Here is a 22029-nt window from a genome sequence, read left to right as displayed (position 1 = left end):
CAGACAACAACGGCGCCGCGCGGGGCTGCATCCGTCTGGCGCCGTTTGGCCGCGCGGGGTTAACGCCGGCTACTCCCAGCTCACCGCCGACAGGAACAGATAGCCGGCGCCATACACCGTCTTGATCATGCGCGGGCTGTAGGAATCGTCCTCCAGCTTGCGTCGCAGCCGCGAGATGCGCACGTCGATGCTGCGGTCGTACGGTGACATGTCGTCCTGCCCCAGCAGCTGCTCGCGCGGCAGCACGCGATTGGGACGCTCCAGGAAGCGCTGCAGCATCTGCCCTTCCCCGGCGCTCAGCGCCTTCTCGCTGCCATCCGGCGCGATCAGCGTGTAGCTGTCCACCTCATAGCGCCAACCGGCAAAGCTGGCCACCCGCCCGCCGGCGCTGGCCGGGGCCTCCTGCCCGCCGTCGCAGCGGCGCAGGATGCTGCGCACCCTTGCCACCAGCTCGCGCGGCTCGAACGGTTTCATGATGTAGTCGTCGGCGCCGCTTTCCAGCCCCATCACCCGGTCGCCGACGTGGCCGCGCCCGGTGAGAATCACCACGCCGCAGCGGCGCAGCGCGCGCACTTCGCGCACCAGCGCCATGCCGTCCATGTCCGGCAGGCCCAGGTCGACAATCACCAGGTCCGGCACTTGCTGGCGCAGGCGGCGCTGCAGCTCGCTACCGCTGTGGAACACCTCACAGCGGAAGTGATAGTCGCGCAGCACGTTGCCGATCAGCCGCGCTACCGCCAGGTCGTCTTCCACCAGAAAAATCAGCTTGTCGGCCTCGGTAGCCGGGGTCAGGGTTGCGGTGGACACAGCATTACCTCGTCGAGCAAAGCGGCCAACTGGGCCGGGGTGAAAGGTTTTTCCAGCTTGGGAAAGTTGGCCGCAGCGCCACGGCCGGCTTCATCGTAACCGCTCATCAGCACGATGCGCATCCTGGGGCGCAGCTGGCGTGCATGCTGTGCCAGCGCCCGGCCATCCAGCTGGCCAGGCATCACGATGTCGGTGAGCAGCAGGCCGATATCGTCGATGCTGGCCACCATCACCGCCGCCTCATCGCCGCTTTCCGCCTCCAGCACCGGGAAGCCCAGGCCGGTAAGCTGCAGCCGCACCACGCGGCGCACGTCCGGATCGTCCTCCACCAGCAGCACCAGTGGCCGCTCGCGCCCGCCGGCCTTGCCGCTGAAGTTAAGCCGCCCGGTCAGCGCCGCTTCCGGCAGGGTCAACGGCAGGTACAGGCTGAACACCGTGCCCTGCCCCGGCGTACTGGCCACCCGCACCGCGCCACCGGACTGGCGGGCGAAGCCGTACACCATCGCCAGCCCCAGCCCGCTGCCGGAGCCAAAGCGCTTGGTGGTGAAGAACGGCTCGAACACCCGCAGCTGCACGTCCTGGCTCATGCCGCTGCCGGTATCGCGCACCTCCAGCCGCACGTAGTCGCCGGGCTGCAGGTGCAGTTCGCTGTCGCGCTCCGCCAGCGTGATACGGCTGGCGGCCAGGGTCAGCTGCCCGCCCTCGCCCATGGCATCACGCGCGTTCAGCACCAGGTTGAGGATGGCGCTTTCCAGCTGGTGCGGGTCGGCCAGCGCATGCAAGGGCAGCGCGGGCAGCACGGTGGCCAGTTCGATGTTTTCCGGCAGCGAGCGGCGGATCAGCTGCAGCATGTCCTGGAACAGGCTGGCGATATCCACCGCACACGGCGCCAGCGGCTGCTGGCGGGCAAAGGTAAGCAGCCGGCGCACCAGCGCCACGCCGCGCTCGGCCGCCTGCAGCGCCGGGTCCAGGTAGTCCAGCACCTCGGCATCGTGCTGATGGCGACTGCGCAGCTCGGCCAGGTTGCCCATCACCACGGTGAGCATATTGTTGAAATCGTGTGCCATGCCGCCGGACAGCTGCCCCACCGCCTCCATTTTCTGCGCCTGCACCAGCGCCGCCTGGGTCTGGGTCTGCTCGGTAATATCGAAGGACAGCACGAAACAGCCCAACACCTGGCCATCCGGCGCGATCTCCGGCACCAGCGTGCTGCGCGCAAAGATGGTGCTGCCGTCGTCCTTGTCCATCGAGTATTCGTAGGTGACCTGCTTGCCGGACAGCGCCTCGTCGACATAACTCACCACCGCGGCGTAGAACTTGCTGCCCAGCGCCGCCTCGATGTGGCGGCCAACGATGTGCTCGTTGCGGCGGCCGAACCAGTCTGCATAGCCACGGTTGGCGTAGCGGTAGATGTGATCCTTGTCGAAATAGGCGATCAGCGCCGGGATGGTGTCGGTGATCAGCCGCAGGCGTTCCTCGCTGCGGCGCAGCGCGGCGGTGATCTGGGCGTTGGCCGCATCGGCCTCGCGCAGCTGGCGGTTGGCGGCCTCCAGCTCGGCGGTACGCTCGCGCACATGCCACTCCAGGTCCTGCTTCTGCTGCTGCAACAGGCGTTCATAGGCCTGCTGCTCGGTCTTGTCGGTGTACAGCGAGATGAAGCCGCCCCCCGGCAGCGGCTCGCCGCGCACCCGCAGCACCGAGCCATCCGGGCGCATGCGCTCGGTGTCGTGTGCCTCGAAACGCTGCGCCAGCGCCACCCTGTCCGCCACCAGCTGCGCCGGGTCGCCGGGGCCATACTCGCCACGCTCTGCGTTATAACGAATGAATGCCTCGAACGGCGTGCCCACCTGGCCCAGATCGGGCGGAAAGTCCAGCAGCTGCAGGAAACGCTGGTTGCAGGCCAGCAGCTTGAGGTCGGCATCGAACACCGTCACCCCCTGATCCAGCAGGTCCAGCCCGGCCAGCAGCATGGCTCCACGCTGCGCCGGGTCGGCATCGGCAACAATGGCTTGGGACATGGCGGACAGGGCCCCCGGTAACAATTCGAAAGCTTCGATTCTAGGCCAAGCCTGCCCTGCGATGGGGCACTGCAATCATTCGTTACATTTGCCACATAGTTGTGCAAGGTTGGCCGGCAATCATCAATGCCATAACAGAAAGCACAACACAGCGACCGGCCGACCGACAAGGCACAGCACGGCGACAGACGGGCGCCTCGAAAAATCCGGCTTTTTAAGCGAGGCAAGGCGCGAGCGAAAAATTTCGACGCCGCATATGTTTGATATGCAAGGAGAAATTTTTCGTGAGCAACGCCGTATCGCGACGAAAGCGGGAGTTTTTCGAGATGCCCAGACCAGAGGAGAAGCACAGCATGTCCCTGCAGGCATACCAGCAAGACCTGCCGCAAACCGCGGCCAACCATGTGGCACTGTCGCCGCTGAGCTTCATCGAGCGTGCGGCCAACGTGTATCCGACGCGCCCGGCGGTGATCCACGGCGCCATCCGTTACAACTGGGCCGAGGCCTACGCGCGCAGCTGCCGGCTGGCATCGGCGCTCAACAAGGCCGGCATCGTGCGCGGCGATACCGTGGCGGTGATGCTGCCCAACATCCCGGCGATGTTCGACTGCCACTTTGGCGTGCCGATGAGCGGCGCCGTGCTCAACACCCTGAACACCCGGCTGGACCCGGAGGCAGTGGCCTTCATGCTGCGCCACGGCGAGGCCAAGGTACTGATCACCGACCGCGAATTCTCCTTCACCATCAAGCCGGCACTGGCGCTGCTGGAACATCCGCCGCTGGTGATCGACGTGGACGACCCGGAATACCAGGGCCCCGGCGAGCGGCTTGGCGATATCGAATACGAAGCCTTCATCGCCGGCGGCGACGAAGGCTACCAGTGGCAGCTGCCGGCCGACGAATGGGACGCCATCGCGCTGAACTACACCTCCGGCACCACCGGCAACCCCAAGGGCGTGGTCTACCACCACCGCGGCGCCTACCTGAACGCGGTGTGCAACATCCTGGAGTGGGGCATGCCGCGCCACGCCACCTATCTGTGGACGCTGCCGATGTTCCACTGCAATGGCTGGTGCTTCCCGTGGACCATGGCGGCCAACGCTGGCAGCAATGTCTGCCTGCGCCGCGTCGACCCGCGGCTGATTTTCGAGCTGATCAAACAGCACCAGGTAAGCCACTACTGCGGCGCGCCCATCGTGCACAACATGCTGATCAACGCGCCGGACGACTGCAAACAGGGCATCGAGCACCAGGTGAACTGCCTGGTGGCCGGCGCCGCGCCGCCGTCGGCAGTGATCGAGGGCATGGAAAAGCTGGGCTTCAACATCACCCACGTCTACGGCCTGACCGAGACCTACGGCCCGGCGGCGGTATGCGCCAAGCAGGATGAATGGGCAGACATGGATATTGGCGGCCGCACCGAGCGCAACGGCCGCCAGGGCGTGCGCTACACCATGCAGCAGGGCATGACGGTGATGGACCCGGCCAGCATGACCGAGGTGCCGCATGACGGCGAGACCATGGGCGAGATCATGTTCCGCGGCAACCTGGTGATGAAGGGCTACCTGAAGAACCCGGTGGCCACGCAGGAATCGCTGGCCGGCGGCTGGTTCCACACTGGCGACCTGGCGGTGATCCAGCCCGACGGCTACGTGAAGATCAAGGATCGCTCCAAGGACATCATCATTTCCGGCGGCGAGAATATTTCCTCGCTGGAAGTGGAAGACGTGCTGTGCCGCTTCCCCGGCGTGATTACCGCCGCGGTGGTGGCGCTGCCGGACCCGAAATGGGGCGAGGTGCCATGCGCCTTCCTAGAACTGAAAGACGGCATTGCCGGCGACGAAGCGGCGGTGATCGAGCACTGCCGCGCCCACCTGGCGCGCTTCAAGGTGCCCAAGCGCATCATCTTCGGCCCCATCCCCAAGACATCCACCGGCAAAATCCAGAAATTCCTGCTGCGCCAGCAGACCAACGCCGCGTCTGCCATCGAGTAGCAAGCCCGAGTTTGCTCCGCGGCCACCAGAGTCGTCGCATCTCAACAGGGGTGTTGGCGATGACCCGGCGGTGACGGGGCAGCAATCTGTGACGCCGGCCTGGCTGTCACATCATTCCCCGCTCTGCCCCGCTTCGGCGGGGCGTTTTTTTGTGGCCAACGTTGGCCGCAACGGCATAAAACAAAACGCCCGCAGCGTTCGCTGCGGGCGTTGGCAGTGGCTACCGGCTTACGCCGGCGACAACTTAGTTCTTCAGACCGAAGGAGGATTCACCCTGGGCAGCGGCCGGAGCGGCAGCCGGGTTGTCCAGCAGCGCCTTGATGGACAGACGCACACGACCGCGATCATCCATCTCGATGGCCTTCACTTTGACGATCTGGCCTTCCTGCAGGTAGTCGCTCACGTTCTTGATGCGTTCGTGGGCAATCTGGGAGATATGCACCAGACCGTCTTTACCCGGCATGATGGACACGATGGCGCCGACGTTGTTGTCCAGAATCTTCACGACCGGACCTTCGTACACCTTGCCCACTTCTACTTCGGCAGTGATCTCTTCGATGCGCTTCTTCGCTGCTTCCGCGCTTTCGGTGGAAACCGAAGCGATGGTGATGGTGCCATCTTCCTCGATATTGATCTCGCAGCCGGTGTCCTTGGTGATGCCACGGATGGTTTCGCCACCCTTGCCGATCACTTCGCGGATTTTCTCCGGGTTGATCTTCATCACGTACAGGCGCGGCGCGTGGCTGGACAGCTCCTGCGGGCCTTCGATGGCTTCCTTCATGTGACCGAGGATGTGCAGGCGGCCTTCCTTGGCCTGCTCCAGCGCGATCTGCATGATGTCCTTGGTGATGCCCTGGATCTTGATGTCCATCTGCAGCGCGGTCACGCCTGCGGCAGTACCGGCCACCTTGAAGTCCATGTCGCCCAGGTGATCTTCGTCACCCAGGATATCGGTCAGCACAGCGAAGCGGTTGGCTTCCAGGATCAGGCCCATGGCGATACCGGCCACGTGTGCTTTCAGCGGCACACCGGCGGACAGCAGCGACAGGCAGCCACCGCACACGGAAGCCATCGACGAGGAGCCGTTGGATTCGGTGATTTCGGAAACCACGCGCATGGTGTAGCCGAACTCGGTTTCCGACGGCAGCACTTGTGCCAGCGCACGCTTGGCCAGACGACCGTGACCGATTTCACGACGCTTCGGCGGGCCCATGCGGCCAGCTTCACCGGTGGAGTACGGCGGAAAGTTGTAGTGCAGCATGAAGCGGTCGGTGTATTCGCCGGCCAGCGCGTCGATGATCTGCTCGTCACGCTTGGTGCCCAGGGTGGCGGTCACGATGGCCTGAGTTTCGCCACGGGTGAACAGCGCGGAGCCGTGTACACGCGGCAGTACGCCGGTGCGGATGGCGATCGGACGTACGGTGCGGGTGTCGCGACCGTCGATGCGCGGCTCGCCGTTCAGGATCTGGCCGCGAACGATCTCAGCTTCCAGCGACTTGAAGATACCCTTGATCTCGTTGGCGAGCAGGGTGTCGGTGTCTTCAGTGATCAGCGCTTCCTTCACCAGGGTCCAAGCGGCACCCAGTGCCTCGGAGCGGGCACCCTTCTGACGAATGCGGAAGGCGTTAGCGATAGCTTCACCGGAGATGTCGCGAATCTTGGCGATCAGCTCTTCGTTCTTGGCCGGAGCAGCCCAGTCCCACATTACCGGGTTCACTTCGTCGGCGAACTCGTTGATGGCGTTGATGGCAGCCTGCATCTGGTCGTGACCGTATACCACGGCGCCCAGCATCACGGCTTCGGACAGCTCCTTGGCTTCCGATTCCACCATCAGCACGGCACGTTCGGTACCGGCTACCACCAGATCCATTTCCGAAGTTTCCAGCTCAGTCTTGGTCGGGTTCAGGATGAATTCGCCATTGGCGTAACCGACGCGGGCAGCGCCGATCGGGCCGTTGAACGGCAGGCCGGAGATGGCCAGTGCCGCGGAGGCGCCGATCATGGCCGGGATGTCGGAATCCACTTCCGGGTTCAGCGACATCACGGTGGCCACGATCTGTACGTCGTGGTAGAAGCCTTCCGGGAACAGCGGACGGATCGGACGATCGATCAGGCGGCAGGTCAGGATTTCTTTCTCGGACTGCTTGCCTTCACGTTTGAAGAAGCCGCCCGGGATCTTGCCGGCAGCGTAGGTACGCTCCAGGTAGTCCACGGTCAGCGGGAAGAAGTCCTGGCCCGGCTTTACATTCTTGGAGCCAACAACCGACACCAGTACCACGGTGTCTTCTACGGAAACGAGTACGGCGCCGGAAGCCTGACGGGCAACTTCGCCGGTTTCCAGGGTAACGGTATGACGACCGTACTGGAACGATTTGGTGATCTTGTTAAACATGGAGGTCCTTCGTACAGAACATTTGGATTACAACGGGAACCCCTACGCAGCGGTCACTGTGGCCAATGCCAGCTCGTAGAGGCTCCCCCCGTTGTGACAATAAAGAACGTGTAGAAGCAGAAACGGAAAAGTCGCAGACTAGCTGCGACTTTTCCGTATTCTAACCGATTACTTGCGCAGACCCAGACGAGTAATCAGGGCGCGGTAGCTGTCAGCATCGGTACGCTTGAGGTAGTCAAGCAGACGACGACGACGGCTCACCAGCTTCAGCAGACCACGACGGCTGTGGTGATCTTTGGTATTGGCTTTGAAGTGCGGAGTGAGGTCGTTGATGCGGGCAGTCAGCAGCGCAACCTGAACTTCGGAAGAGCCGGTATCGCCTTCCTTACGCTGGAAGTCTTGAACGATCAGGGCTTTTTGTTCGGCGGTCATTGCCATGTGGAAATACTCCAATATCGGTTGAGGGTCACCATTCACGGAACGGCACCCGACAAGTGCAGCGAGCCTGCGTCGTTACCAACGCCAACCCATCCACACTTCGCTAGTTTGCAGCTTGCGCTGCCATTACCCGGACCGGCTGCAGCAGGCCTTGCGGCGTCGCATCGGCCAACCCGAGGAATTCCTGCGTATCCGCGTGGTATACACGAAAGCGCAGCATTGTCTCACATTTTTCCAGTGCATGCACCGCCTGGCCGTGACAAAAACGCACGGCTTCGCTTGCGGCCAACGTGGCAGCCGGGAAATGCCCAACCAGCACGTCCACCGGTAGCAGTAACGCACCGCGCTCAGTTGTCGGCAAGACCTCGATGGCTTCCAACGTAAGCGCATCGTCCAGACGGAAACCGCCGGTGGTGGTGCGACGCAGACCGGTCAGGTGCGCACCACAGCCCAGCATTTCACCGATGTCCTGCGCCAGGGTACGAATATACGTGCCCTTGCTGCACAGCACATCGATCACCGCGCTGTCACCGTCGAAGGACACCAGCTCGATACGGTGAATGGTGACATCGCGCGGCTCGCGTGCGATCTCAATACCCTCGCGCGCATATTCGTACAGCGCCTTGCCCTGATGCTTGAGCGCCGAATACATCGGCGGCACCTGGCTAATCGGGCCGGTATGGGCGACGATGGCCTGCTCCAACGCCGCGCGATCGAACGCCACCGGGCGTGTCAGCACCACCTCACCCTCGATATCGCCGGTCGTGGTCACCGCGCCGAACCGTACAGTGGCGCGATAACCCTTGTCAGCATCCAGCAGGTAGGACGAGAACTTGGTGGCTTCGCCGAAACATACCGGCAGCAAACCGGTTGCCAGTGGGTCCAGCACGCCAGTGTGACCAGCCTTGGCGGCACTATACAGCCAGCGCGCCTTCTGCAGCGCACCGTTGGAACTGATGCCATATGGCTTGTCCAGCAACAACACGCCATTGATATTCAACTTGATGCGACGCGGCGCGCTCATGCCTTATCTGCGTCCTCACCCTGATCGGCGCCATCGTCAGCATCGGTGGTATCGACCTCCGGCTTGGCGGTATTGCCCACCACGTCATCGATCAGGCGGCTCATGTAGACGCCACGGGCAATGGAGTCGTCGTAAACGAAATGCAGCTGCGGCGTGGTGAAAATCTGCAGCACCCGGCCGATACCATTACGCAGGTAGCCTGCAGCGCTTTCCAGCGCCTCCTGGGTGATTTCGCGCTTGCTGTCGTCCATCACCGTGTAGAACACCTTGGCGTGCGAATAGTCACGCGTGACTTCTACCGCCGTAATGGTGACCCAACCCACGCGCGGATCCTTCAGACCCTTGCGGATCAGCTCGGCCAGCTCACGCTGAATCTGCTCGGAGATGCGATCGGCGCGAGAAAAGCCTTTTTTGGCCTTTGCCATGTCTGGTTTCCTGTATCAAATAACAAAGGCGAGCGCGCCCGGACACACCGGACACGCTCGCCTGCATGGTCACCGCTTACAGCGTGCGAGCCACTTCTACGATTTCGAACACTTCCAGCTGATCGCCTTCGTGGATGTCGTTGAAGTTCTTCAGCATCAGGCCACACTCGTAACCCTGCTTCACTTCCTTCACGTCGTCCTTGAAGCGCTTCAGCGAGTCCAGTTCGCCGGTGTGCACCACAACGTTGTTGCGGATCAGACGTACGGAAGCACTGCGCTTCACCATACCGTCGGTCACCATACAACCCGCAATATTGCCCACCTTGGATACGGTGATCACCTGACGAATCTCCACGGTACCCAGGATTTGTTCCTTCTTCTCCGGAGCCAGCATGCCAGACATCGCCGCCTTCACGTCATCCACCACGTCGTAGATGATGTTGTAGTAGCGGATCTCGACGGCCTCGCCCTCGGCCAGCTTGCGAGCGGCCGCATCGGCGCGCACGTTGAAGCCCACCACGATCGCCTTGGAAGCAATCGCCAGGTTGATGTCGGACTCGGTAATACCGCCAACACCGGAGTGCAGAATGTTGACACGTACTTCGTCGGTGGACAGCTTTTGCAAGCTGCCAGCCAGCGCTTCGTAGGAACCCTGCACGTCGGCCTTGATGATGATGGAGAGGCTCTGCACCTCGCCCTCGGACATCTGGGCAAACATATTTTCCAGCTTGGCAGCCTGCTGTTTGGCTAGGCGTACGTCACGGAACTTGCCAGCACGGAACAGGGCGATTTCGCGCGCCTTTTTCTCGTCGGCCAGCACCATGGCATCTTCACCTGCAGACGGCACGTCGGACAGACCCAGGATTTCCACCGGGATCGCCGGACCGGCTTCGTCGATCGGCTTGCCGTTCTCGTCGATCATGGCACGCACGCGACCGAAGGCGGTGCCAGCCAGCACGATGTCGCCCTTCTTCAGGGTACCGCTTTGTACCAGCAGCGTTGCCACCGGACCACGACCCTTGTCCAGACGCGCCTCCACGATAATGCCCTTGGCCGGGGCCGTTACCGGAGCAGTCAGCTCCAGCACTTCGGCCTGCAGCAGGATCGCTTCCAGCAGTGCATCGATGTTCAGACCCATTTTGGCCGACACTTCGATGAACTGGGTATCGCCACCCCAGTCTTCCGGCACCACTTCATGGGCAACCAATTCCTGACGGATACGTTCCGGATTGGAGCCCTGCTTGTCGATCTTGTTCACGGCCACCACGATCGGCACGCCTGCAGCTTTTGCATGGTGCACCGCTTCGATGGTCTGCGGCATCACGCCGTCGTCGGCAGCCACCACCAGCACCACAATGTCGGTGGCCTTGGCACCACGGGCACGCATGGCGGTAAACGCTTCGTGACCCGGGGTATCCAGGAAGGTGATCATGCCGCGTGGAGTTTCCACGTGGTAGGCACCGATGTGCTGGGTAATGCCGCCGGCTTCGCCTGCAGCAACCTTGGCGCGACGGATGTAGTCCAGCAGCGAGGTCTTACCATGGTCAACGTGACCCATCACGGTCACCACCGGCGGACGCGGCAGCGCTTCGGCCGCAGTCACTTCGCCACCAACATCCAGGTAGGCTTCCGGATCGTCCGCCTGCGCGGCCTTGCCGACGTGGCCCATTTCTTCCACCACGATCAACGCAGTTTCCTGGTCCAGCACCTGGTTGATGGTCACCATCATGCCCATCTTCATCAGGGTCTTGATGACTTCGGCGGCCTTCACTGCCATCTTGTGGGCCAGATCGCCCACGGTAATGGTTTCCGGCACCAGTACTTCATGCACGATCGGCTCGGTCGGCGTCTGGAAGGCGTGCTGATTGTTGCCGCCCTTATGCTTGCCACCCTTGCGCGATTTCCAGTCGTTGCTGGCATCGCCGCCACGGGTTTTCAGACCCTTGCCCTTCTTGCCGTCGTTCCAGCTGTCACGGCCCCCCGGGCCTTTCTTGCCAGCACCACCACGCTTGTTATCGCCTGCCGGAGCAGCAGCGGGAGCGGGAGCCGCCCCCGGCGCCGGACGGGCACCGGCACCTGCCGCCGGACGGACGGACGGGGCACCCGGACGGGCAGAACGGTTGCCATCGCGCGCGCCGTCACGGGCTCCCTGCTCGCGCGGCTGCGCAGCGCCTTCGGCCGGCTGCATGCGCGGCTGAGTTGGCTTGGCCGAACGCGGCAAATCTTCAGTTTTGGCCGGTGCCGGCGCTGCAACCGGTTTCGGTGCGGCAGCTTCCTGGCGCGCGGCCAGACGGCGTGCTTCACGCTCCTGCTTTTCACGCAGCAGTGCCTGCTGACGTGCGCGGAACTCGGCCTGACGGGCCTCTTCTGCAGCACGGGATGCCATTTCCGCATCCGACAGGATGGAGGCCGGACGGCTCAGTGTCGGCTGTTTTACCGGAGCAACCGGTGCCTCGACAGCCGCAGCCTTCACTTCAACCTTGGCTTCCTCTGCCTTGGCTTCTACCGGCTTTTCCACCTTGGCGGCAACCGGCTTGGTTTCTGCCGGCTGCGGCGCTTCCACCTTGACAGGCTCGGCCACAACAACCGGTTCCGGCTTGGCTTCCACCACTGCGGCGGCGACAACAGCCGGAGCTACCGGCTCCGCCGCGGCTACCGCAACGGCCGGCTTCTGCACCTCGTCTTCCGGACGCACGAATACACGCTTCTTGCGGGTCTCCACCTTAACGGTGCTACCGGCAGCAGTATGGATTTCGCTGGTCTGCTTGCGAGTCAGGGTGATCTTACCTTCGTCACGCGCACCATGAGAGGACTTCAAGTAGTCCAGCAGCTGTTTTTTGTCCTGCTCGGTGAGTGCGTCTTCCAGACTGCGCTTGCTCACACCGGCATTACTCAATTGCTCCAGCAACCGTTCCGGGGACAAGCTCAGCTCACTCGCAAACTGTTTTACATTCGTCAAAACCATGCGTATTCCTAATTCCTTCTAGCAATCGTCCATATGCGGCTGGTCAGTTAAACCAGTGTTCGCGCGCTTTCATGATCAAGGCGCGGGCCGCATCGGCTTCCATGCCGGTCATGTCGACCAAATCATCTACGGCGAGGTCCGCCAGGTCGTCACGGGTGGTCACGCCGTTTTCGGCCAGTTTGCGCACAAGCTCACTATCCAGACCTTCCATGCTCTTCAGGTCTTCGGATACATCCTCGACCTTTTCTTCCGAGGCAATGGCCAGGGTCAGGATGGCGTCACGCGCACGACTACGCAGCTCATTCACCAGAGCTTCGTCAAAACCGTCGATCTCCAGCATTTCAGAAATCGGCACATATGCCACTTCTTCCAGCGTAGCGAAACCTTCCTGCACCAGCGCGGCGGCGATGTCTTCATCCACACCCAGGTGCTGCATGAAGTGGTCGCGCAGCTTGGCGTCTTCTTCCAGATGCTTCTCTTCCGCCTCGGTGACGGTCAGAATGTTGAGGTTCCAGCCGGTCAGCTCGGCAGCAAGCTTCACGTTCTGGCCACCACGGCCGATGGCCAGGGCCAGCTGGTCTTCTTCCACTACCACATCCATGGTGTGGGTATCTTCGTCCACCATGATGCGATTCACTTCGGCCGGAGACAGTGCGTTGATCACGAACTGCGCCGGATCCGGTGCCCACAACACGATATCGATACGCTCGCCGGCCAGCTCCTGGGTTACCGACTGCACGCGGGAACCGCGTACGCCGATGCAAGTGCCTTGCGGGTCCAGACGCGGATCGTTGGACTTGACGGCCATCTTGGCGCGCATACCCGGGTCGCGGGCGGCTTCCTTGATGTCCAGCATGCCGTCTTCGATTTCCGGCACTTCCTGTTCGAACAACTTCACCAGGAAGTCACGCGAGGTGCGCGACAGGATCAGCTGCGGACCACGACCCAGACGGTCGATGCGCAGCAGGCAAGCTTTGACGCGGTCGCCCACGCGCAGGTTTTCCTTCGGAATCATCTGGTCACGCGGCAGCACCGCTTCCAGCTTGCCGCACTCGACGATGGCATTGCCACGTTCGATGCGCTTGATGGTGCCGGTGATCAGGCTTTCGCGACGCTGCAGGAACTCGTTCAGCACTTGCTCGCGCTCGGCATCACGAATCTTCTGCAGGATCACCTGCTTGGCAGCCTGTGCACCGATACGGCCGAATTCCACCGCTTCCATCGGCTCTTCGATCACACCGCCCAGCTCGGCACGCGGATCACGCTCGCGAGCCTCTTCCAGGCTCAACTCGCGGTCTTCAAACTCCAGCGCCTCGGCATCCACCACGGTCCAGCGACGGAAACTCTGGTACTGGCCATTGTGACGGTCGATCTCTACGCGAACGTCGATTTCCTCATCGTTGAATTTTTTCTTGGTAGCCGAAGCCAGCGCCAGTTCCAGCGCAGAGAACACCACCTCACGGCCGACATTCTTCTCGCTCGCCAGCGCATCAACCAACAACAAAATCTCGCGACTCATTCAATCCTCCGAATTTCGTATTCTTTTTTATGCGGCCAACGTCCTGACGATCAGAACTCCGGCTCCAGCCGGGCCTTGTCGATATTCGACAGGGGAATGGCAACAGTACGACCGTCCACTTCCAGTGACACCACCCCTTCGGCGATGCCGACGATCCGGCCCATGAAACGCTTTTGGTTGTCGATGGGCAGACGGGTACGGATCTTGGCCAGACTACCGGTGAAGCGAACGTAGTCCGCTTCCTTTTTCAGCGGGCGGTCCAGACCGGGCGAGGACACTTCAAGGCGGTCGTAATCGACGTTTTCGACCATGAACAAGCGCGTCAGGTGATTACTCACCGCCACGCAGTCTTCAACGGTAATGCCGCCCGGCTTGTCCATGAACACGCGAAAGCCACCCCCAGGGGTCAATTCAAAATCAACAAGCTCATAGCCCATACCGGGCAGCGTGTTCTCGAGCAGCAAACGTACATCCATGGGCATCAATTCCAGAAATAAAAAATGGGCGAAACCCGCCCATCCCTAAAATGCCGCGATTATAAACCATTCTGCGGCAAAAGAAAACCAAGCCCCCGGCCCGGCGGATGGGGCCAGCTTTGCACCGGCAGCGACATCGGGTAGAGTTGTCGCGCGCCAAACAAACGGGCGTTTTACAAGAATTACCTATAGTAAGCCTGACTGCCCTCCGCACGCAGTTCGCCATAACAGAGAGGGCGGCGACAAATCCAACACGACGGAGAAGCCAAACGCCATGGAAAAGATCTGGCTCAAAAATTACCAGCCTGGCATTGCCCACGAGATCGACATCAACGAGTTCCAGTCGGTCACCGAAGTATTCGAACGCAGTGCGACCAAGTTCCGCGACCGCCCGGCGTTGGCGTGCATGGACAAGGTACTCAGCTACGGCGAGCTGGACACCCTGTCCGCCCAGTTTGCCTCTTATCTGCAACACGAGCTGAAGCTGGCCAAAGGCGCGCGCGTCGCCATCATGATGCCCAACCTGCTGCAGTACCCAATTGCCGTATTCGGCATCCTGCGCGCCGGCTGCACCGTGGTGAACGTCAACCCGCTGTACACACCGCGCGAGCTGGAACACCAACTGAAAGACGCCGGCGTCGACACCATCCTGATCCTGGAAAACTTCGCCAGCGTGCTGGAGCAGGTGCTGCCGCGCTGCCCGGTGAAGAACGTGATTGTCGCCAGTATCGGCGACATGCTCGGCTTCCCCAAGGGCCTGATCGTCAACTTCGTGGTACGCAAGGTCAAGAAGATGGTGCCGCCATGGCGCATCGCCGGCCATGCCCGCTTTAACGACACCCTGAAGCTGGGTGCGGCCAAGCCCTACTCCCCAGTCAAGCTCGGCCACGACGACATTGCCTTCCTGCAGTACACCGGTGGCACCACCGGCGTATCCAAGGGGGCGATGCTGACGCATAAGAACATCGTGGCCAACATGCTGCAGGCTGGTGAGTGGATCAAGCACGCGGTACGCGAGGGCCAGGAAGTGATTGTCACCGCGCTGCCGCTGTATCACATCTTCTGCCTGACCGCCAACCTGATGGTATTCACCGAGGTAGGCGCGCTAAGCGTGCTGATCACCAATCCGCGCGACATTCCGGGCTTCGTCAAGGAGCTGAAAAAATACAAGGTCACCGCCATTACCGGCGTCAACACCCTGTTCAACGCCCTGCTCAACAACCCCGACTTCAAGACCGTGGATTTCTCCAGCTGGCGCCTGGCGCTGGGTGGCGGCATGGCGGTACAAAAGGCGGTGGCAGAAAAGTGGAAGCAGATTACCGGCACCCCGCTGATCGAGGCCTATGGCCTGACCGAAACCAGCCCGGCCGCCTGCATCAACCCACTGGACATGAAGGAATACAACGGCACCATCGGTCTGCCGATTCCGTCTACCGACATCGAGATTCGCGACAGCACCGGCCAGCCGCTGGGTATTGGCGAATCCGGCGAGCTGTGCATCCGTGGCCCGCAGGTAATGAAAGGCTACTGGATGCGCCCGGACGAAACCGCCAAGGTCATCGATAGCCAGGGCTTCCTCGCCACCGGCGACATGGCGATGCTGACGCCGGAAGGCTTTGTGAAGCTGGTGGATCGCAAGAAGGACATGATTCTGGTATCCGGCTTCAACGTGTATCCAAACGAGATCGAAGACGTGGTGGCGCTGCATCCGGGCGTACTGGAAGTGGCCTGCATCGGCATTCCGGACGACAGGTCGGGCGAGGTGGTGAAAGTGTTCGTGGTGCGCAAGGACAAGAGCCTCACCGAGCAGGACATCATCCACCACTGCCGCGAGAACCTCACCGGTTACAAGGTGCCGAAGTTCGTCGAATTCCGCGACGAGCTGCCGAAGACCAACGTCGGCAAGATTCTGCGCCGCGCGCTGCGCGACGCAGAAGTCAAAGCCTGAGCCTCCCGTGCGCTACAAAAAAGCCCGCGATTGCGGGCTTTTTTATTGCCGTCCATCACCGGCAGGCGGGCAAAAAAAAGCGGACCGAAGTCCGCGGAGAAGCCTTGAATGCCAGGAGTGTTTCAAGGAAAAGGTTGGCCGCATGCGGCCAGCACGGCCGGGCGATGGCACCCTGTAGTACGCAACGCACACGCCAGCACCCGCCATGCCTCTGCAGCTGATTACTTCCAGGCTGCCGGCAGCTTGTAGCCAGCGTACTTCTGGGTTGCCCAGGCACGGAAGTCCTTGGAGTTGTAGGCGGCGATCACGTCCTTGGCCCACGGCTTGGCCACATCGCCAGCGCGCATCGCGCCCCAGTTCACGTAGGCGTAGCTCTTTTCCTGGAACACGGCTTCGGTCAGCTTGATGCCGGAGCTGGTGGCGTAGTTGCCGTTGATCACCGCAAAGTCCACGTCATTGCGCGAACGCGGCAGTTGTGCGGCCTCCAGCGGCACGATCTTGACCTGCTTCACGTTCACGTCGATGTCACGCTCGGACGCGGTCAGCGGGTTGATGCCCTTCTTCAGCTTGATCCAGCCCAGATCGTTGAACATCACCAGCGCGCGGGCGAAGTTGGACGGATCGTTCGGGGCCGATACGGTGCTGCCCGGCTTCAGGTCTTTCAGCGCCTTCAGCTTGCCCGGGTAGATGCCCAGCGGTGCGGTCGGCACCTGGAACACTTCCTTCAGGCTCAGCTTGTGCTCTTTGGCAAAGTTGTCCAGGTACGGCTTGTGCTGGAACACGTTCACGTCCAGCGAGCCTTCCTGCAGCGCCAGGTTCGGGCGCACGTAGTCGGTGAACTCCACCAGCTTCACGCTGTAGCCCTGCTTTTCCAGGATCGGCTTGATGGACTGCTTCACCATGTCGCCAAAGTCGCCCACGGTGGTGCCGATGACGATTTCTTTCTTGGCCGGATCGGCCGCCTGCACGTTGGCCGCAACAGTCAGACCCAGGGCGGCAACCGCCAGCGATTTCAGAACAAAACGACGCATTATTAGCTCCTTGTGAGAGTGATCTCTTTGTAATGGGGCGCATCTACCCGCCCCGGTCGGGGGTTAACGTTTATCCAGCCGCGCCGCCAGGCGGTTACCGACCAGCTGGATGATCTGCACGATCACCACCAGCAACAGCACCATGGCCACCATCACCTCGGTCTGGAAGCGGTAGTAGCCGTAGCGGATGGCCAGGTCGCCAATGCCGCCACCACCCACCACGCCGGCCACTGCCGAGTAGCTGAGGAAACTGATGGTCAGAATGGTGAGGCTGGAAATCAGGCCGGCGCGCGCCTCGTTGATCAGCACCTTGAAGATGATCTGTGCCGGGCTGGCGCCCATCGCCTCGGCCGCCTCCACCACCCCACGCGGAATCTCGCGCAGGGTCTGCTCCACCAGTCGGGCGAAGTAGGGAATGGCGGCAAACGACAGCGGCACCGCAGCGGCGATCGGGCCGATGGTGGAGCCCACCAGCACGCGCGTCAGCGGCACCAGCGACACCATCAGGATGATGAACGGGAAGGAACGCACCAGGTTGACCAGCCAGCCCAGCACGCCGTTGACGGCACGATGCGCAAACAGCTGGCCCGGTTGTGTCAGGTACAGCAGCACGCCCAGCGGGCCACCCAGCAGGATCGCCGTGGTCAGGCCGATGGCCAGCATCAGCCCGGTTTCCAGGCTGGCCTGCCAGATTTCCGGCGCCATATCCAGCACATTGCTCAGCGCCTGAGCAAAAGTCAGCTCATCCATTTACGCGGCCTCCAGCAGGGATTTGGCCAGCGCGGAAGTCGCCGCCACCGTCTTGTTGTCCACCAGCAGGGTCTCCACCACCTCGCCAGCGTCCAGCAGCGCGGCGCGATGGCAAATGGAACGCACCACGTGCATCTCGTGGGTAACGATCACCACGGTGACGCCAAAGCGGGCATTGATGTCCTGCAGACAATCGAGAATGGATTGCGTGGTTTTCGGGTCCAGCGCCGAGGTCGGCTCGTCGGCCAGAATCACATGCGGACGCGGCGCCAGTGCGCGGGCGATGCCGACGCGCTGCTTCTGGCCGCCGGACAGCTGTGTCGGATAGTGGCCGGCGCGATCGGCCAGACCGACGATGTCCAGACACTCCGCCACACGCTGGTCGATTTCGGCGTGGCTCCAGCCGGCGATCTCCAACGGAAAGGCCACATTGTCGGCCACGGTACGGTTGGCCATCAGGTTGAATTGCTGGAATACCATGCCGATGTTCTGGCGGGCACGGCGCAGCTCACGGGCGGATAGCGCGGTCAGGTCCTGACCCTCGACATTCACGGCGCCGCTATCCGGGCGCTCCAGCAGATTGATCAGTCGCAGCAGGGTGGATTTGCCGGCGCCGGAAAAACCGATCAGGCCGAAAATCTCCCCTTCCTTGATGTGAAGGGTGGTGTCACGTACCGCATCAAACCAGCCGCCATCGGGCTTCTTGAAGCGTTTGTGCACATTCTTGAGGTGAATCATCCGGGACTCCAAAGCAATAAAGCCCGCCGTTGGTGTGCTGGCGGGCTTTAAGCATGGAATCTTCGAATTCGAAAATCTGGTAGATCATCTAAGATGACAATCTCCACGCTTTAGCAGTTTTACGCCCGCAAGCTGTATCAAATCGGCGTTAAATCAAGTAATTGATCACAATTGAACAGTATCCGTTCGTTTGTGTCAATCGCTGCGATGCACAAATAGTAGCCATATAACGACTACCGGTAAAGTATCTGGCTTATAGAATTTTCTGCTATTTACATACTGTATACAGAATAAAGCCAACCGACTCGACAATGCGGCCAACGGCAGCGCGCCGGCGGCACCCGTGCCGCCAGACGCTCGGCCATTGCCATTGCCATTGCCATTGCCATTGCCATTGCCCCGGTGCCTGCGGCAGCCATCAAAACGTTGGCCGCACCCCCATTACGGACTGCGGCCAATGTGTGCAGCAGCGCCGCCGCCGGGCCCTGCCGGCGAGACGGTGCAAGGGGATGCTCAACGCGCGCTGAAATCCACGGTCAGCGTGCCCAGCTCGCCAAACTGCAGCGTTGCCGGCAGCGCCGGCAACAGCTCCACCACACCGGCGTAAGAGCCGGTAATCACCGCCTGCCCCGGCAGCAGCCCTTCGCCGCGCTGGCGTAGATACTCCACCAGCCACAGCAGCGGTGCCAGCGGCTCGCCAGCCGGATGCACGCCAGCCAGCAGCTCGTCGCGCTCGCCCTGCTGCACGCGGATAGCCAGCGTGCTGGCCGCCAGCGCCTGTGCCTTGTCGACATGCGGCCCCAGCAGCAGGCCCTGATTCACCAGACCATCCGCCAGCGACTGCAGGAAGGAAGGCTTGGGGTCCGCATCGAAGCGACTGTCGATCAGCTCCAGCGCCAGCCGCACGCCGCTGACTGCCGCCAGCACCTCATCGCGGCTGTAAGCCTGCTCGCGCGCCGGCAGGCCGGCGGCAAACACGAACGCCAGTTCCGGCTCGGTGCGCACCACGCCGCCACGCACCCACGCCGGGCACGGCGAGGCATCAAACGCAGTGCTGCCGTAGATCGGCGCCAGCACCACCCTGCCCTCGCCCGGCAGCCCGCACTTCCAGCCGGCCACGCTGTTGCCCAACAGCTCGCGCACGCCCTGCTGAATCGCCAGCGCCTCGTCCAGCGTCTGCGGGGCGGCATCGCCGGCCAGCAAGGGGCCACACTCGCCACTCAGGCGGCGGGCAGCAAGGGTAATGGCGGCAGAGCGAATGGCATCGGGGTGCATGGTGGGATTCCGGGACAAAAAGAAAGCGGCAGTTCTACCGCCGCGAGTCAGGTTTGGCAAGGTTGGCCGCAAGATGCGGCCAACCTTGGACGGGAACAGGTCGGCGGCCAGCCGAGCAGCTCATGCCGCCGGCGGCACCACCTCGATCCGGTTGCGACCGTGCTGCTTGGCCACATACAGCTGCCGGTCCACGGCCTGTACAAAATCGGCCGGGCTGCTGCCGGCAGCGGGAACCACGGTGCCAAGCCCGATGCTGAGCGTTACCAGCTGGCCGTGCGGCGAGTGGGCATGCACGATGGCCAGCTTTTCGATCAGGCGCTGGCAGCGCTCGGCGACTTTCTGCGCGGCGTTGGCATCGGTCTCCGGCAGGATCAGCACAAACTCCTCGCCACCGTAGCGCGCCACCAGATCGCGCTGGCCGGTCAGCGCCAAACTCAGCGTCTGCGCGATGTCCGTCAGGCACTTGTCGCCCTGGATATGACCATACAGATCGTTGTATTGCTTGAAGAAATCGACATCGAGCAGGATCAGCGACAAGGGCTGCGCACTACTGCGGGCACTGTCCCATTCCCGCTCCAGGCTGGCGTCGAAACGGCGGCGGTTGGCGATGCCGGTCAGGCCGTCCTTGAACGACAAGGCTTCCAGCTCTTTTTGCAGCGCCAGCAGCTTTTCCTCGGTCTTCTTGCGTTCGCTGATATCGAACATGAAGCCGATCAGCGACTCCACCTCGCCGGCGCTGTTGCGCACCACGTGCACCACATCGCGGATCCACACATAGCCGTTGTCCCTGGTCAGCGCCCGGTAGTCGGCCTCGTGGTCGACCCCGGCCTGCGATTGCGCAACACAGAAGTTCACCACGTAGTCGCGGTCGTCCGGGTGGATGCGCATCGCCCAATCATTGGCGCTGACCCAGCTGTCCTGGCGCCAGCCCAGCAGGGGCTCGATCTGCGGACCGATATAGGCAAACTGCATGCTGGCCCAGTCGATTTTCCAGGGAATGGCCCTGGTCGATTCCAGCAGGGTCTTGTAAACCGCGTTGTCGCTGCTTAATTCGCTCACGTCGGACATGCAGACGTCTCCCCGAGTAGAAGTTGCCGAAATGCGGCGTCAGCCGCGCGCAGGACAGTAGCCCAGCCGGCAACCGCTGTCCATGACCCGGCGCAACAGGTGCGCCCACCGCTTGGCGTGCACGGGGGTAGCGGCATAGCCGGCGGGCCGCGGCGGCGAGCAGACCGTTGGGCGTCATTGCATTCCATCCGGGCAACGGCACGGCAGCCTTTGCGCCGCCTGCCACGCGGCCATGGTGCGCCAGCGCCCCGCCAGGTGCGGTGGCTGCAACAACGTTGGCCACCATGTGTCAGCAGTGCGCAGGGCAACGCGCTGGCACTAGCCTTGCGGCCAACCTTGAGCGACCGCCACGCCCGGCAGTGGCTCAGTTGCGCGCATAGGACAGCGAGAATCTTTCCACCGCCTGATGACCACTCAGCGCCAGCGAAATATCCGGCAAGACACTGCCGCGTTGCTTGCTGTGCGCCACGGCGACAAAGTGCCACTCCATCGTATCGCCATGGCACTTAATGGCCAGCGAGCCCCAGGCAATGCCGTAACCCAGCTCTCGCATGGTGGTTTGCAGCACCTCCCGCCGCGGCATGGCGCCACTCTTGAAGGTAATGCTCACCGCCACCGCCTGGTGCGTGGGCAACCACTGCTCCAGCCGCGACATCCACATCATGCAGATTACCGACAAACCGGTCAGCAGTATGGCCGAGGCATAGAACCCCACGCCCACCAGCACGCCGATGGCAGACGAAGCCCAGATCGAGGCGGCGGTGGTCAGCCCGCTAATATTGAGCCCGTCCTTCATGATCATGCCGGCGCCCAGAAAACCGATGCCGGTGACGATGCCCTGGATGACGCGCGTCGGATCCGCCGTAGCGACATTGGGGGCATGGCCACCAAACCATAGTTCCGGAAAGCCGGCAATTGAGGTCAGGGCGGCCGCCGCCATACACACCAGCCCATAGGTGCGCATCCCCGCGGCCCGGCCGTGATAAGTGCGCTCGTAACCGACGATCATGCCGAGCAGCAGCGCCCCCAGCAGGTTCAGGAACACGATCAGATTGGTGGTGATCTGCTGTAGCGACCAGTAATCTGCAAGGTTCTGCAAGGAAATCATGTTCATGGCGAACGCCAATCCGTAAAGAAATGCATGGCAGGCGATGTGCGACT

The 22029-nt window shown here is 62.2% G+C and carries 17 protein-coding genes; 2 read left to right on the top strand and 15 right to left on the bottom strand.

Going from position 1 to position 22029, the window contains the following annotated elements; all coding sequences use genetic code 11:
• Window positions 1-69: 69 nt before the first annotated feature.
• Both ABNW52_RS06810 and ABNW52_RS06805 read right to left on the bottom strand, forming a co-directional pair.
• Window positions 70-807 (bottom strand): response regulator transcription factor, encoded by a 738-nt coding sequence (locus ABNW52_RS06810; RefSeq protein WP_349585709.1) that lies wholly within the window; start codon window positions 805-807, stop codon window positions 70-72.
• A complete protein-coding gene (locus ABNW52_RS06805; RefSeq protein WP_349585708.1) occupies window positions 789-2825 on the bottom strand; it encodes a PAS-domain containing protein in 2037 nt (678 codons plus the stop codon). Before ABNW52_RS06805 ends, ABNW52_RS06810 begins: the two co-directional genes overlap by 19 nt.
• Before the next feature lie 353 nt (window positions 2826-3178).
• On the opposite strand from ABNW52_RS06805, the gene ABNW52_RS06800 reads away from it, so the two are divergent.
• The gene (locus tag ABNW52_RS06800) at window positions 3179-4819 is read left to right on the top strand and encodes an acyl-CoA synthetase (RefSeq protein ID WP_349585706.1); all 1641 of its coding nucleotides are present in this window, start codon (window positions 3179-3181) and stop codon (window positions 4817-4819) included.
• A 244-nt stretch (window positions 4820-5063) separates the two neighbouring features.
• On the opposite strand, the gene pnp is transcribed toward ABNW52_RS06800, so the two are convergent.
• From pnp to rimP, 7 genes are all read right to left on the bottom strand, one after another.
• The gene (gene pnp, locus ABNW52_RS06795; RefSeq protein ID WP_349585704.1) at window positions 5064-7211 is read right to left on the bottom strand and encodes a polyribonucleotide nucleotidyltransferase; all 2148 of its coding nucleotides are present in this window, start codon (window positions 7209-7211) and stop codon (window positions 5064-5066) included.
• A gap of 168 nt (window positions 7212-7379) precedes the next feature.
• Window positions 7380-7649 carry a 30S ribosomal protein S15 gene (gene rpsO / locus ABNW52_RS06790; RefSeq protein ID WP_349585702.1) on the bottom strand — a complete coding sequence of 90 codons (270 nt, stop codon included), beginning with the start codon at window positions 7647-7649 and terminating at the stop codon, window positions 7380-7382.
• Between the two features lie 103 nt (window positions 7650-7752).
• On the bottom strand, window positions 7753-8673 hold the full coding sequence (gene truB, locus ABNW52_RS06785; RefSeq protein WP_349585700.1) for a tRNA pseudouridine(55) synthase TruB: 921 nt from the start codon (window positions 8671-8673) through the stop codon (window positions 7753-7755).
• Window positions 8670-9098, bottom strand: a complete 429-nt coding sequence (rbfA, locus tag ABNW52_RS06780) for a 30S ribosome-binding factor RbfA (protein WP_349585698.1) — start codon at window positions 9096-9098, stop codon at window positions 8670-8672. Before rbfA ends, truB begins: the two co-directional genes overlap by 4 nt.
• Before the next feature lie 76 nt (window positions 9099-9174).
• Window positions 9175-12063: a translation initiation factor IF-2 gene (infB, locus tag ABNW52_RS06775; RefSeq protein WP_349585696.1), complete on the bottom strand. Its 2889-nt coding sequence runs from the start codon at window positions 12061-12063 to the stop codon at window positions 9175-9177.
• A 43-nt stretch (window positions 12064-12106) separates the two neighbouring features.
• On the bottom strand, window positions 12107-13582 hold the full coding sequence (gene nusA / locus ABNW52_RS06770; protein WP_349585694.1) for a transcription termination factor NusA: 1476 nt from the start codon (window positions 13580-13582) through the stop codon (window positions 12107-12109).
• A 50-nt stretch (window positions 13583-13632) separates the two neighbouring features.
• Window positions 13633-14058, bottom strand: coding sequence for a ribosome maturation factor RimP (gene rimP, locus ABNW52_RS06765; RefSeq protein WP_349585693.1), 426 nt, complete (start codon window positions 14056-14058; stop codon window positions 13633-13635).
• A 274-nt stretch (window positions 14059-14332) separates the two neighbouring features.
• On the opposite strand from rimP, the gene ABNW52_RS06760 reads away from it, so the two are divergent.
• Entirely contained in the window at window positions 14333-16006 is a 1674-nt protein-coding gene (locus ABNW52_RS06760) for a long-chain-fatty-acid--CoA ligase (protein WP_349585691.1), read from the top strand.
• Window positions 16007-16227: 221 nt separating this feature from the next.
• Here ABNW52_RS06760 and ABNW52_RS06755 read toward each other — a convergent pair whose 3' ends face one another.
• From ABNW52_RS06755 to ABNW52_RS06730, 6 genes are all read right to left on the bottom strand, one after another.
• Complete coding sequence (locus ABNW52_RS06755; RefSeq protein ID WP_349585689.1) at window positions 16228-17037, bottom strand: MetQ/NlpA family ABC transporter substrate-binding protein; 810 nt, start codon at window positions 17035-17037, stop codon at window positions 16228-16230.
• Between the two features lie 63 nt (window positions 17038-17100).
• Window positions 17101-17787, bottom strand: a complete 687-nt coding sequence (locus ABNW52_RS06750; RefSeq protein WP_349585687.1) for a methionine ABC transporter permease — start codon at window positions 17785-17787, stop codon at window positions 17101-17103.
• Window positions 17788-18525, bottom strand: coding sequence for a methionine ABC transporter ATP-binding protein (locus ABNW52_RS06745; protein ID WP_349585685.1), 738 nt, complete (start codon window positions 18523-18525; stop codon window positions 17788-17790).
• A 513-nt stretch (window positions 18526-19038) separates the two neighbouring features.
• Window positions 19039-19800: a fumarylacetoacetate hydrolase family protein gene (locus tag ABNW52_RS06740; RefSeq protein WP_349585683.1), complete on the bottom strand. Its 762-nt coding sequence runs from the start codon at window positions 19798-19800 to the stop codon at window positions 19039-19041.
• A 120-nt stretch (window positions 19801-19920) separates the two neighbouring features.
• Entirely contained in the window at window positions 19921-20868 is a 948-nt protein-coding gene (locus tag ABNW52_RS06735) for a sensor domain-containing diguanylate cyclase (protein ID WP_349585681.1), read from the bottom strand.
• Window positions 20869-21232: 364 nt separating this feature from the next.
• On the bottom strand, window positions 21233-21982 hold the full coding sequence (locus tag ABNW52_RS06730; RefSeq protein WP_349585680.1) for an MgtC/SapB family protein: 750 nt from the start codon (window positions 21980-21982) through the stop codon (window positions 21233-21235).
• Window positions 21983-22029: the final 47 nt, after the last annotated feature.

The organism is Vogesella oryzagri, from assembly GCF_040148885.1.
Lineage (GTDB): Bacteria > Pseudomonadota > Gammaproteobacteria > Burkholderiales > Chromobacteriaceae > Vogesella > Vogesella oryzagri.
Note: the sequence above shows the minus strand (reverse complement) of the source record. Positions and strands in the feature narration are given on the sequence as shown.

What these genes read in the sequence shown, in the direction of transcription:
- ABNW52_RS06740 (WP_349585683.1), bottom strand. Translation starts at nt 19,800, where the DNA reads ATGCACCCCGATGCCATTCGCTCTGCCGCCATTACCCTTGCTGCCCGC.
- ABNW52_RS06750 (WP_349585687.1), bottom strand. Translation starts at nt 17,787, where the DNA reads ATGGATGAGCTGACTTTTGCTCAGGCGCTGAGCAATGTGCTGGATATG.
- rbfA (WP_349585698.1), bottom strand. Translation starts at nt 9,098, where the DNA reads ATGGCAAAGGCCAAAAAAGGCTTTTCTCGCGCCGATCGCATCTCCGAG.
- ABNW52_RS06745 (WP_349585685.1), bottom strand. Translation starts at nt 18,525, where the DNA reads ATGATTCACCTCAAGAATGTGCACAAACGCTTCAAGAAGCCCGATGGC.
- rpsO (WP_349585702.1), bottom strand. Translation starts at nt 7,649, where the DNA reads ATGGCAATGACCGCCGAACAAAAAGCCCTGATCGTTCAAGACTTCCAG.
- ABNW52_RS06755 (WP_349585689.1), bottom strand. Translation starts at nt 17,037, where the DNA reads ATGCGTCGTTTTGTTCTGAAATCGCTGGCGGTTGCCGCCCTGGGTCTG.
- truB (WP_349585700.1), bottom strand. Translation starts at nt 8,673, where the DNA reads ATGAGCGCGCCGCGTCGCATCAAGTTGAATATCAATGGCGTGTTGTTG.
- pnp (WP_349585704.1), bottom strand. Translation starts at nt 7,211, where the DNA reads ATGTTTAACAAGATCACCAAATCGTTCCAGTACGGTCGTCATACCGTT.
- rimP (WP_349585693.1), bottom strand. Translation starts at nt 14,058, where the DNA reads ATGGATGTACGTTTGCTGCTCGAGAACACGCTGCCCGGTATGGGCTAT.
- ABNW52_RS06735 (WP_349585681.1), bottom strand. Translation starts at nt 20,868, where the DNA reads ATGTCCGACGTGAGCGAATTAAGCAGCGACAACGCGGTTTACAAGACC.
- ABNW52_RS06730 (WP_349585680.1), bottom strand. Translation starts at nt 21,982, where the DNA reads ATGAACATGATTTCCTTGCAGAACCTTGCAGATTACTGGTCGCTACAG.
- nusA (WP_349585694.1), bottom strand. Translation starts at nt 13,582, where the DNA reads ATGAGTCGCGAGATTTTGTTGTTGGTTGATGCGCTGGCGAGCGAGAAG.
- ABNW52_RS06800 (WP_349585706.1), top strand. Translation starts at nt 3,179, where the DNA reads ATGTCCCTGCAGGCATACCAGCAAGACCTGCCGCAAACCGCGGCCAAC.
- ABNW52_RS06805 (WP_349585708.1), bottom strand. Translation starts at nt 2,825, where the DNA reads ATGTCCCAAGCCATTGTTGCCGATGCCGACCCGGCGCAGCGTGGAGCC.
- ABNW52_RS06760 (WP_349585691.1), top strand. Translation starts at nt 14,333, where the DNA reads ATGGAAAAGATCTGGCTCAAAAATTACCAGCCTGGCATTGCCCACGAG.
- infB (WP_349585696.1), bottom strand. Translation starts at nt 12,063, where the DNA reads ATGGTTTTGACGAATGTAAAACAGTTTGCGAGTGAGCTGAGCTTGTCC.